The organism is Alkalihalobacillus pseudalcaliphilus, assembly GCF_028610675.1.
GTDB lineage: Bacteria > Bacillota > Bacilli > Bacillales > Bacillaceae_D > Alkalihalobacillus > Alkalihalobacillus pseudalcaliphilus.
In genome coordinates, this window is record NZ_JAQQWS010000021.1 from 1 (window position 1) to 12,597 (window position 12,597).

At 36.4% G+C, this 12,597-nt stretch carries 10 protein-coding genes; 7 read left to right on the forward strand and 3 right to left on the reverse strand.

Going from position 1 to position 12,597, the window contains the following annotated elements; genetic code table 11:
- The first annotated feature begins 454 nt into the window (after positions 1–454).
- Together PQ479_RS21050 and PQ479_RS21055 are read left to right on the forward strand one after the other, a co-directional pair.
- Complete coding sequence (locus tag PQ479_RS21050) at positions 455–2,956, forward strand: glycosyltransferase family 29 protein (protein WP_053070284.1); 2,502 nt, start codon at positions 455–457, stop codon at positions 2,954–2,956.
- 40 nt (positions 2,957–2,996) lie between these two features.
- The gene (locus PQ479_RS21055; protein ID WP_053070285.1) at positions 2,997–4,127 is read left to right on the forward strand and encodes a capsular polysaccharide export protein, LipB/KpsS family; all 1,131 of its coding nucleotides are present in this window, start codon (positions 2,997–2,999) and stop codon (positions 4,125–4,127) included.
- A gap of 22 nt (positions 4,128–4,149) precedes the next feature.
- Here PQ479_RS21055 and deoD read toward each other — a convergent pair whose 3' ends face one another.
- The gene (gene deoD, locus PQ479_RS21060) at positions 4,150–4,851 is read right to left on the reverse strand and encodes a purine-nucleoside phosphorylase (RefSeq protein ID WP_047987110.1); all 702 of its coding nucleotides are present in this window, start codon (positions 4,849–4,851) and stop codon (positions 4,150–4,152) included.
- 517 nt (positions 4,852–5,368) lie between these two features.
- On the opposite strand from deoD, the gene PQ479_RS21065 reads away from it, so the two are divergent.
- Both PQ479_RS21065 and PQ479_RS21070 read left to right on the forward strand, forming a co-directional pair.
- Entirely contained in the window at positions 5,369–5,617 is a 249-nt protein-coding gene (locus tag PQ479_RS21065; protein ID WP_047987111.1) for a hypothetical protein, read from the forward strand.
- 83 nt (positions 5,618–5,700) lie between these two features.
- The gene (locus tag PQ479_RS21070) at positions 5,701–6,258 is read left to right on the forward strand and encodes a VanZ family protein (protein WP_053070286.1); all 558 of its coding nucleotides are present in this window, start codon (positions 5,701–5,703) and stop codon (positions 6,256–6,258) included.
- A gap of 214 nt (positions 6,259–6,472) precedes the next feature.
- Here the strand turns inward: PQ479_RS21070 and PQ479_RS21075 are convergent, their stop codons facing one another.
- Both PQ479_RS21075 and PQ479_RS21080 read right to left on the reverse strand, forming a co-directional pair.
- The gene (locus PQ479_RS21075) at positions 6,473–7,258 is read right to left on the reverse strand and encodes an SGNH/GDSL hydrolase family protein (protein ID WP_047987112.1); all 786 of its coding nucleotides are present in this window, start codon (positions 7,256–7,258) and stop codon (positions 6,473–6,475) included.
- A gap of 326 nt (positions 7,259–7,584) precedes the next feature.
- Positions 7,585–9,678, reverse strand: a complete 2,094-nt coding sequence (locus PQ479_RS21080) for an InlB B-repeat-containing protein (RefSeq protein ID WP_047987113.1) — start codon at positions 9,676–9,678, stop codon at positions 7,585–7,587.
- 377 nt (positions 9,679–10,055) lie between these two features.
- Between PQ479_RS21080 and PQ479_RS21085 the strand changes: the two genes are divergently transcribed.
- The 3 genes from PQ479_RS21085 to PQ479_RS21095 are packed head-to-tail and all read left to right on the forward strand — an operon-like array spanning position 10,056 to position 12,594.
- A complete protein-coding gene (locus PQ479_RS21085; protein WP_047987114.1) occupies positions 10,056–11,096 on the forward strand; it encodes a glycosyltransferase family 2 protein in 1,041 nt (346 codons plus the stop codon).
- Positions 11,097–11,107: 11 nt separating this feature from the next.
- The gene (locus PQ479_RS21090; protein ID WP_047987115.1) at positions 11,108–11,875 is read left to right on the forward strand and encodes an ABC transporter permease; all 768 of its coding nucleotides are present in this window, start codon (positions 11,108–11,110) and stop codon (positions 11,873–11,875) included.
- The gene (locus PQ479_RS21095) at positions 11,875–12,594 is read left to right on the forward strand and encodes an ABC transporter ATP-binding protein (protein ID WP_047987116.1); all 720 of its coding nucleotides are present in this window, start codon (positions 11,875–11,877) and stop codon (positions 12,592–12,594) included. The genes PQ479_RS21090 and PQ479_RS21095 overlap by 1 nt, the downstream gene beginning before the upstream one ends.
- Positions 12,595–12,597 lie beyond the last annotated feature (3 nt).

The following is a 12,597-nucleotide window of genomic DNA, read 5'->3' on the forward strand; positions in this document are numbered from 1 at the left end:
AGGGTTAATGTGCAGATACGGAAGCTAAACCATGTAGTATCTGCACAAAGAGGGGGTTAATGTGCAGATACGGAAGCCAAACCATGTAGTATCTGCACAAAGAGAGGGTTAATGTGCAGATACGGAAGTCAAACTATGTAGTATCTGCACAAAGAGAGGGTTAATGTGCAGATACGGAAGCTAAACCATGTAGTATCTGCACAAAGAGGGGGTTAATGTGCAGATACGGAAGCTAAACCATGTAGTATCTGCACAAAGCCTATTCTTCGTGGATAAAGGTGATTGTTCAAACTGTTGGCACGTTTACAACTCGATCACTATCAGGAGTCGGCCTGAACAAACAGGGAGCACTGTCCTACTAAGGTCATTGATCGCGAGATGGATGACGAGCTAACTTCATGGCACAAACTATCGCCCATAACTAACTTTCATATAAAAGAAAGGAGCCAACAGAATGAAGCATCAACTAAAAAAGCTACTAAACAAAGTAAGGAAAACTACTCACTCCTATCCATCACATCGTCCACCAAAATCCCTACATTCCCCCAAAAAACCATCAAAGCAACCGTTTATTGAAATTGGAGAAAACTGGTACCAAACAGAGAAGCCGATTGCCTTCATGTTTGGTTTTAATCCATGGAAGCGAGCATTTATTAGCAAGTGTTTTCCTGAATATCGAACCGCTTTTGTATTTGGAAGTGCCAGCATTGACCGCCTGTTGTATTATTTTCAATCAAATCCGAGCCACCTTTTTGTCGTTTGGGGATACAAAGAAAGTGAGGAAGTTCATCACTATGCCAAGCAACAACAAATTCCTTTAATAAGGGTAGAAGATGGTTTTATCCGTTCTTTAGACTTAGGGGCCAAGCATAGCTTTCCACTTTCTATCGTGAAAGACAGCCGCGGTTTGTATTTTAACCCGCAGCAGCCTTCGGATCTAGAACATATTTTACTCAATACAAATTTTGACCAAGTTCTTCTATCGCAAGCCCAAAAGAACATTCAGCTAATCCATACACACGGCATTAGTAAATATAACCATGCAGAAAAAGTAGATGTTACGAAGATCTATGGTCCAAAAACCGCCAAAAGAATCTTAGTCATGGGGCAAGTCGAGGATGATGCCTCTATTAAATTTGGTTTAGATAAAAACATGACAAATAATGAACTCGTTTGGGCCGCTTACCAAGAAAATCCGAATGCCGAGATTATTTATAAACCGCATCCTGATGTATTAGAAGGGTTACGAGAAAAAAGGTCAGATCCTAAAGAAGTGGAGCATATTGCAAAAGTCATCACATCGCCATTAAGTGTACCAGATGCCCTAACAACGATTGATCACGTTTATACGTTTACATCATTATCTGGTTTTGAAGCTTTAATAAGAGGAATTAATGTGACATGTTTTGGCATGCCTTTTTATTCGGGATGGGGTTTAACAGATGACAGGCAAACGTGTGAGCGAAGAACGAGGACGTTAACGATTGAACAGCTATTCGCGGGTGCTTATATGCTTTACCCCGAATATATGGATGAGCATGGGAAGAGGTCGGATTGTGAAGCGACAATACATTATCTATCTCAGTTAAAAGTAGAACGTGCGAATCAGCACGAGATGGAACACGCCGATCGACTGAAAACTCAGGACTATTCCAATCAACAGCAGCAAGAAAAACCAGAAGAATCACTCGAATCTATAGAGAGTACTCCAAAAATGGAAGACCTTCAGAATGATAGTGAGGAGGAGAAGCTAAAGGAAACAGCCAAAAAAGAAACGATTTCATCCAAGTCTGAGTCCTATTTGCTAAAAATCAAAGAGCTACAAGGTAGAAATCAATTAAGAGAAGTCGAGGCGTTATATGTTGAAGCATTAGAAGTAGTGGGGGAGCCCAAGGAAAAGGCCGCCTTATTAAAAGAATTTGCGACATTCCTTATCTATAAAGGTGAATATAGTAAGCGTGTAGGGATGTTTCTCTATCAGTCACTGGAACTAAATCCGACTATGTCAACACTTTCAACGATGATTGATTATTTTTATAAAATCAAAGGGGCAACGGAAGAAGTATTAGCTTTAGTGAAAAGAGTCATGAAAAAAGAAGAGCCTAATGCGAAAAAGTTAATGAAATATGCAGCGATTTTTAATGATGCAGGACATTATACAAAAGCTATTCAATTATATCAGCAAGCTGTTGAATTAAATGCAAAGGTCAATGAAGAGCATCTATATTTGGGGTTACATGCTATGGTAAGTGAACGAAAACCACATATAGTGGGAGCTTCCAACGACGCTTATGAACTGTTCAAGCAAATAAAAGAGGGTGAACAAACATTTGAGCAGTTAGTCTTACAATCTAAAGGTGATATTTGTGTGGTAGGGAATTCGCCATGTGAACTTGGTCGAAGGAACGGGGCTGCCATTGATGAGCATGCACTCGTGATTCGCTTTAATAATTATGCCGTTCATCATCCTTTCCATCTTGATTACGGTAGAAAAACCGATATTTGGGTGAAGTCAGGCTTTTATACGAATGTGAAAAAAAGACCGCTTGAGCACTATCAGCACATCGTTGTAAGTGGTACGAATTTACTTCATTCTAACCGTTACGGCTATGACCTGTTTATTGACTCGGTCTCTGCTCGGATTCCTACCTCGATTATTCCGGATGCGGTCATGAAGGAACTGATGGATATTTTAGAAGCCCCACCAAGTGCTGGATTAGCGATATTATATTGGCTTTACCAGTTGAACGGACCATTGAAAAAGGACCATATATTTGGCTTTTCATTCACGGATCAACCAGAAAACCAAAATGCCCATTATTTTATTGATCCATCTAATCGTAAAATTCAGCATCATCATTGGCGTGCAGAACGAGAATTATATGAGCGATTATTTGAGGAAAACGATGTGTGGAGTGAGGAACAGCGAGTATGGAAAAGGGCAGTAATTAAGTAATGCAACTATCATTATTTTTTATGCTTGGGGGCTAGCTAACATGGGGGATCCTTTAAAAAAGCTTAAAATGTCGGTTCGCTCTATATTAAAGGTTATCTATTATTTCTTTTATCGTTTGTATTGGTTCTTGAAGCCCGTGCAAAAAACAGGGAAACCAGTTGCGTTTGTGTTGATTAATTCAAAGTGGAAGCAAAGCTTTATGCCTTTTTTTCTATCTGAGTATCAGGTCGAGTGTTTACCACATCATATAAATATCAAACGTATACATCGGAAATTAACGAAGTACGAAAATAAAGTTTTTGTTGTATGGGGGTATCAGTCCTCACCAACTCTTGAACCGTATGCAGAGAAATATCAAATACCATTATACCGTTTAGAGGATGGCTTTATTCGTTCTGTAGGGTTAGGTTCTTTGCGGAATCCACCATTTTCCTTGTGTTTGGATAAAACCGGTATGTATTTTGATGCGAGAAGGCCAAGTGATTTAGAGGTCATCTTAAATGAGTATGACTTTCAAGCGAATCCGACGATTATTAAACGTGCAAACGCGTGTCTAAAACTCATCAATGAACATCAGATTAGTAAATACAATCATGTCCAGACTCAAGATATTCATAACGTTTATGGTAAAAAAACGAAAAAACGTGTACTCGTCGTTGGTCAAGTAGAGGATGATCAGTCTATTCAAAAAGGCTGTGCGAAGCCGATTACCAATAATGACCTTGTACGAATGGCTTTTCAAGAAAATCAAGATGCGGAAATCATTTATAAACCACATCCCGATGTGCTAGTAGGGAAACGGGAAAAGTATTCCGACCCTAATGATGTAAAAGACATAGCTAAAGTCATAGAAGTACCATTGAGCTTAAATGATGCATGTAAGACGATTGACCATGTTTATACGATTACCTCTCTGTCTGGCTTTGAAGCATTACTAAAAGGAATTAAAGTTACGACGGTTGGGGCCCCTTTTTATTCGGGATGGGGTTTAACGGACGATCGCCAGCCGGTTCCGCGAAGGATGAGGTCATTATCGTTGCTTGAGCTTTTGGCTGGAGCGTACCTTTTATACCCTCGCTATGCCAACCCAGAAACAGGTGAACCATTAGATCTAGAGGATGTTTTGCAGCTTATTATCGATCAAAAAGATGACGATTCAATTTCCGTTTGAATCGTCATCTCATTCTAGACGTTTATTTGGTTACGGCTTCTAAAGCCACTTCCATCATTTCATTAAATGTGGTTTGGCGTTCTTCAGAAGTTGTTTCTTCACCTGTCAAAATATGATCACTAACTGTTAACACTGAAAGAGCATTACGTTTGAATTTAGCTGCTAATGTATAAAGGGCAGCGGTTTCCATTTCGATTGCCAGAATACCATGATCAGCCCATTTTTTATGTTCAGCATTTTCGTTGTAAAAAATATCAGCTGTGAAGACATTTCCTACTTTTAAATTTAAACCTTTAGCTACACCTTCATCATAGGCTTTCTTTAACAAATCGAAATTAGCCGTAGGAGCATAATCAACAACACCGAATGTATTACGGTTCATTTGTGAATCGGTGGAGGCGCTCATCGCTAAAATTACATCACGAACCTTCACATCTTCTTGGATCGCCCCACACGTGCCGACACGAATCAGATTTTTGACGCCGTATTCTTGCATTAGCTCAGTCGCGTAAATCGAGATGGAAGGTACGCCCATACCCGTCCCTTGCACGGAGATTCGTTGACCTTTATAGGTTCCTGTATAGCCTAGCATCCCTCGAACTTCATTGTAACAAACAGGGTTTTCTAAGTAGGTTTCCGCGATATACTTGGCACGTAAAGGATCACCTGGTAGTAAAATTGTTTCTGCAATATCGCCTTGTTTTGCTCCAATATGAACACTCATTGTTAATTGCCTCCTTTTAATTAGATGTCACATCATCTTTTGAAGAGGTATGTACATCTTATCTCTCTCATAAGTATAGACGAAATAAAGTGTGAATGCGAATCGTAGCTTATGCAAAGTTGGAGAATTTTATACGAACTTGTCTATAGCCAAAAAGTATGAGGGTAAAATGTTTATAAGGATTTAGTGTAGGGAACAGATAAGATAGAGGGAATGTTGGATTTTGACGGAATGACAGTGCGAATGTAGATAAATGATGTACATTGTCACCGAATCTTCAACAAGCATTAATAATTTCCTAAATGACGAGGAAGATGTCACATATTCAGAACAAAAGTAGAAAAATATTAGGGAAAAAATCTAACAAATAGCTTCACAAAAACTAATTTTCAGATTATTATAATAATTATAGAGGCGGACTATTCATTAGCTTGTTCTAGTTCTGAGTCACCGCTCATAGACTAGAAAATAGCTTACTCATATATGATGAAATCAATTAAAGAAGGAAGTGATGATGATGCCAAAGCATTTTATCTTAAGAAAGTATTACTTAGCAGAGATCGACCGCAAGGATTTCGGGTCTGAAATAAGCTCACCAGAACGATGGAGCTGGGATATTTATATTGCAGCCGATCACGACAAAGTATTACACGGTAAGGCAAGTGCACCAGGAAAAGGAGTAGAACTACCATGGACGCCACTCCTTCAAACCGATGCCTTGCAGGAAATGATGGATAAGTGTGAAGCACAGATGAGGTTATATTAAAAACACCCGGTAGTGGGTGTTTTTTTACATGGAATCCTTTATAATCTTTTTTAAGGTTTAGTAAATAGAAAGGTTCTACTATTATGAAAACGAAACAAGTTAAAATATCTTCAATGAGCAGTATTTTACTTTTGTGCCTACTATTAATATGTGGAGTTGTCATTTATTATTTAAGCTCGCAACCATATGAAGCTCAAAACATCCGCCCATTCCTCAGTAATTTTAATTTAACCTGGTTTGAAGTGCTTTTTGCTAGTGTTTCATTTACCTATGCTGGAACTGTTATTAGTATCGAAGCATATGGAGGAGCGGAAGGTTTTATTGAATTTTTTGTTCGTAAAGGAGCACATGTTATCGTATTTGCCGTATTAGGTTTTTTGACTTATTCGCTAGCCCATGTTCTATCGAAAAAAAGAAGTATAGCATTTATAATGACCTTACTAGTCGTGTCAGGATATGCGGCGTTTGATGAATGGAGGCAGTTTCACCATCCAGACCGACGAGGGATATATCAGGATGTAATCCTTGATATATTTGGCGGTATTATTGGCTTATCAATCTCCTATTTTTATTGGCGGAGAAAAGAAGTAAAGAAGGAGAAAGTTGCAAAAAACATAGTAAAACAAAGAAACTCTGCTTAGCCATTGTTTAATTCTTTCGCCATTTGTTAACACTGTCTCTATGGGGGCTGGTGTGATGAAGGAAAATCAACTATTTACAGGACTTATTTGGGGTACCCTATTTAGCTTGCCGATGTGGGCGGTAATAATCTATGGAATTAAAGCGATGATACATGTATTTTGAAATTATAATAAGCAACCACTACATCGTATGTAGGTTGGTTGCTTATTTGAGTTATTCAGTTAAGAAGGTAAACATATAATCAGCCCATACTTGGTGTCCGTTTTCATTTGTATATTTTCCTTCATAATAGTTTTGTATATCTTCTGAAAGAATATCAGGCCAAGCTTGCCAGTGGTCAGCATACAAATAACGGTTTGTATCTGCATAGGATTTGAGCTCCGTAATTTGTGTTAAATATAATTGAGGGTTATAAATGGGGTTAGATGGCATGAGTACAACGGTTATCTCGGGAAGTTCACTTTCGATTTGCTCGAGATATAAGGTTAAATACTCTAAGCTGTCTTCAATGGCGACAATACCATTGTCACTTCGCATAAAAGGTTCAAACAATAATAAGTCAGGCTTTGAATCAATGACCTCTGTCATGTAATTTTCATTGGTAATTTCAAGGTTAGAGCGATCACCGGTACTAATAATGGTCGCATCAATATAACTTTCATCAACTTCTTCTACGAGCTTAGCAATTAAAATTTCTGGCCAGTTATTTCCTTCATACTCAGGTGAGTAAATAGATTCTGAACCAAAGAATGTAATCTGTAAGGGGGCGTTTGTATCATTGATCATATCCCCTAATAATCCTCCTAAATCATGTTTGTTAGTATCATTTTTTTCAGTAGTACTCGCATTTTGCTCTCTTTCATAATCGGAAGAGGGCTTAATAACTTCGTTTTGAGATTGAGTGGCGATTTTTTCTAATTTAGCATGATAGCTTAGATGGCTAAGGGTAAGGATGGCTAAACAGCCAATTACTAATAATGCATATAATAAATTTTTCAACATTTAAACTCCTTCCAGTTAAAAAAGGTATATTCTTAATGGTATAAATTAGTAAAAGTGCAGTTATATAAAATAGAGTTAATGCTAATATGCATATGCAGTGCAACAACTCTTAACTGTGACAGCTATTAGTATTTTAAAAATTTCATGTATAAATGGTGCTAAATATGACTTGGTTTTTTAGATATTTTTAAATAAAGAGTTTTTCAACTTTTTAATTATACTATAAATGTCAATATTGGAAAGGTTAATAAAAAATAGACGATGAAATTAATTTCATCGCCTATTATAATAAAATATAAAAATTCGAAGGGAGTCTGGTGGATTTACCCTTCATTCTCCATATCACTGTTATCTGAATGATCATGGCTATGATCGCTTCTTTCAAAAACAGCTTGTATGGTCCTATTACCGTTCATTGTGATTGTCGTTTGAGCGTTTGTACTTGTTAAATCACCCTGCCATCGTACAAACCGCCATCCTGAAGCTGGCTGTGCCTGCACTTGAATGGTCGAGCCTTCCTCATATTGTCCGGGTAATGGACTTACCGTACCTTCTCCAACTTGTGAAGTTTTAAGCTGATATTTTATCTTAGCTGGTGGTTCAGGTTCCTCCTCGGGCTCTGTTTCAACCTTGTTAAAATTAGCTTTTACTGAAAAATTTTGATTCATTGTTAGATAAATCGTCGCATTTTTTGAGCGTGAGTCACCACTCCAGCCAGCAAACGTCCACCCGTCATTAGCCTCTGCCGTTAATGCCACTTGAGTACCTTCTGTAAACTGGTTTCCTGGAGACCCACGTAATACTTTACCACCTTCTGCTGCATTGACAGAAAGGGTATAGGTTTTCCGCGTATCAGTTGGTGGATTATTCTGATCGCCGCTATTATTATTACCTGATGAGTTTGATCCATTACTTGTGCCTGTGTTAGAACCATCTTGATCGTTAGAGTTGTTATTTGGTGTTGAGTGTTCTGGTTGTGTATCAGTTATTTCATCCGTATCTGGCTCTTCTTCAGCACCTACTTGTGTAAATTCGGCAGTAATATGATACATTTGGTCGACGTTTAACTGTAAAGTACTTTCATCTGAAGCTTCTCCAATGAAGTTTCCAGTCCAACGAACAAATTCCCAACCACTATCAGGAGTTGCTGTTAAGGTAACGAGGTCATTTAGTTGAATATTAGTAAAGTGAATGGAAGAATATACTGTACCATTTCCAATTTTACTAATAATAATTCCCGCCTCATCAGTAGTAAATACAGCGGTCACGTTATGGTGATCGGTGACTGTTAACAATTCTACTGGATTACTGCCTTCCAGGTCACCTTGCCAACCAACAAAGGTCCATCCAGGTTTTGCAATGGCTTCAATTGTGACTTCGGTTCCTACTTCATAGGATGGTAAGTGTGGTGTAATCTTTACTTCACCTTCACCTTCAACAGAAGTTCGAACTGTTTTATTCTCCCCATCAATAACGATTTCTTCCTCATATACATAGTCCTGCACAGTAATTCTTAAAGTTTCTAATCCTTCATGATCTGTCTTGAACAAAGTGCTTCTTTCATTGGGAGCAGAAAAGGTACCAAGACCGTTAACAGTAGACCATAACGGCGTAAAATCCATTACTTCACCATTGAAGTCTCTTGCGTTAACTTCTAGTTCGAGCGTTTCCCCTATTGCTAAAGCTGGTAACTCGAGCAAGTCCAGATTTAACGACAATTCTTGTACTACTTGTTTTTCAGATTGGAGAGTGATGGCTTTTTCTAAATCTTGAAAGTGAGCAGAAAGTTCAAACTCTCCAACATCGGTCGCGAATACATGAATCATAAGGTCGTCTTCATCTTCAATTTTTGCTATTGCCTCATCACTTAGTTTCCAACTCGCCTGTAGGGGATAAATCTCATCGTATTCATCAATCCAGGCAAGTTGATAGCTTTGTAAATGGTCGACTTGGATGAATGTACGCTCTGCGACAATATCAATACGGTTGACAAATTGTTTTAATTCATATTCTAGTGCCTCACTATTTGCATGTGATAAGCCTGTTTGGAGCGTAACATACGCCTCTTCTATTTTCCTTTGGGTTAAATAAACATCAAATAATTCCAAATAAAAGGCAGACTCATCTTGTAATCTTTCAATACCTTCTGTTAATGTCTGCTCAGCGTTATCAAATTGACTTAAGGCTACATACGATTTTGCCAAATATATTCTTGCATTCACATGATCAGGTTCTTGTTTAAGAATCTTTGAGAAAAGCTCAATACTTTTTTCGTAATCAGCTTGTTCGTAAGAGTGCTTAGCCTCAGCTTCCATCGCACTAATTTCTTCTGGATTAATGAAAGAAAAAGTAATGGTCGCAACTAAGGTAATAACAAGGACCAATCCAACTAAGATAAACCATTTTTTATTCCGCATCATTCTTAACTCCTATTCAAAAGTTAGATAATTTTTCCTATTATTCTATTATTTATTATAGTTAATTTTAAATAGAAATTAAAGAGATAAGTGCTTATTTGCGATAAATTACCTAACCGTAAATGAGTGTATATATAAGGGTGTATGAGTCTAAAGGAGGAGGTAATTTTTAGGATGAACTATGTATCTTAGAGTTTTAAAACAATGAAGTAAAAAGAGTGTGAGTTACAATTAGTATTTATAAAAATTATTGTCGATATTTTGTATTACTATGTATAAGCTTCGACTCTATTTACATCACCTATATAATAAGGTACTATTAATTAAGCTTTATGTATTGATAATAAAGGAAAAGGTTACTATAATGGTGGGGCTTTATGGATATAAGAAGTGAGCAATTAAAACAGGTATTTTTTTCGGTATTACTTGTCACGAGAAATGAAGAGAAGTATATAGCACGTTTACTTGATACTCTATTAGAACAGGATTTTTCACAGAGAGCTTATGAAATTATAATAATAGATGGTTTATCCAATGACAACACACGTGAGTTAATAAAAAATTATCAACAGAAATCACCTAACATGATTAGGATGTTTGATAACCCTCAACAAACACTTCCACCAGGATGGAATATTGGGATTAAACAAGCTTATGGAGATTATGTTTTAAGGATTGACGGACATACTGAAGTAAAAGCAAATTTCCTTTCCTCTTATAAAGAAGCTATTGAACAAGAACCTGAAGCTTCATGTGTTGGTGGAATCATTCTTTCAAAGGGAAAAGGATTTCAAGGTGAAGTTAATCAATTTGTGTTCTCGCACCCTTTTGGTGTTGGACGTTCGAAATTTCGAACATTAAATAAAGAATGGCATGGATATACTGAAACAGTTCCATATGGAGCCTATAAAAAAGAAGTTTTTCTTGAAGTTGGCTATTTTAACGAAGATTTAAAAAGAAATGAAGATATTGAATTTCATAGGCGTATGAAAGAGAAAGGACATACATTTTATTTAACAACCGATATACAATCGGTTTATTATGTGCGTGATACATTAAAGGGCTTGTTTTTGAAGTCGTTTGGCGATGGGATGTGGTCAGTCATTGCTAATAGACTAACCCCTGGGGCATTAAGTTTTTTCAAACGATTGCCTCTTCTAGCTTTCATTATAGGACTATCTTTAGTGTGCTTAACGATTTATAATACTAATTTTGTCTATCTGCTAGTCGGTTGTGTTGGTGCATATTTAGCTTTAGCAGCTTTTTTTAGTATTCGCTTAATGAAAGAAAAAGGGTGTTCACACTTTTTCTTTTCGATAGTATCTTTTTTTTGTTTGCATTTTGCAAGAGGTCTCGGATCATTTCTGGCATACTTTAAAAAAGAGTACTGGATGATTCGAAATAACATAAAGGGATAAGGTTGAGATTAATGTTAGAACTATTTAAATATAGACAGCTTCTGGCTTTTTTAGTCAAAAAGGAGCTGAAAATAAAATATAGAGATACAATTTTTGGTTTTTTCTGGTCTTTACTAGAACCATTAGGCTTGATGGTAATATATTCTGTTGTCTTTTCAATTATATTAAAATGGGAAATAGATAACTATGCCTTATTTTTACTTGCTGGATTGATTCCGTGGATGTTTTTTAATAACTCTATTAATAGGGGAGCAAAAGCTTTAACAAGTAATTCATCATTAATTAAGAAAGTATACTTCCCAAGACAAATGTTCCCGTTAACAGTTGTGACAACAAATTTAGTTAATCTTGGAATATCCTTATTCTTAGTAGCTATTTTGTCATTTTCATTAGGTGTTGGAATTAAATTAGCTGCTTTACCATGGTTAATTGTTATTATTGTTATTCAATTTATTTTAGTGTTTGCTATTACATTATTGCTCTCAAGTGTGAATGTCTATTACAGAGATATTGAGTTTATTAGCTCCTTATTTTTACGTGGCTGGATGTATTTATCACCAATTATTTATCCAATTGGGATGGTACCCGACGAATATTTGAGCTTATATATGTTAAACCCAATGACACCAATTATAGGAATGTATAAATATGTTTTTTATGGTAGTGAAATGATGCCACTTGCTTATGTTGCTTATTCGGCTATTTTTGCTGTCGTATTATTGATTATCTCCTGGAAACTATTCGAAAAATTAAGTAGACGTATGGGGGAAGTTATTTAATGAATGCAGTAGAAGTGAAAAATGTATCAAAGGTTTTTAAGAAACCTTATGACAAAACATTAAAAGGTAGATTTTTGTCCATTCTAAGAAGAGAATCGCTAGATGAAAAGTTTCAAGCGTTAAACGATGTTTCTTTTACTGTTCCAAAAGGTGAAGGTTTTGCTATTATTGGAAAGAATGGTGCCGGAAAAAGTACCCTTTTTAAAGTGATTTCTAAGGTAGTATTTCCCGATCAAGGAAACATACAATTGAATGGGACATTAATGCCATTAATTGAATTAAGTGCAGGTTTAAGCCGTGATTTATCTGGATACGAGAATATTAAATTAAATTGTGCAATATACGGGCTTAAGAAAGACAAGATTGAAGAGCTTTTGCCTGAGATTGTAAAGTTTGCTGAGCTAGAAGAGTTTATCGATACTCCAGTTAAATTTTATTCATCCGGAATGAAGGCAAGACTAGGTTTTTCGATCGCTGTACACATTGAAACGGATATCATTCTAATTGATGAAGTATTAGCTGTCGGAGATAAGGATTTTAGAGAAAAGTGTTATGAAAAGTTAATTGATTTAAAGAAACAAGGAAAAACAATTATTATCGTTTCACATAGTTTAACCCCATTAAAGAAAATTTGTGAAAGAGCCATGGTTCTTAAACGTGGAGAAGTTCAGGCAATTGGTGAAATTAATGAGATGATTGACTATTACAATAAAATGTAATGA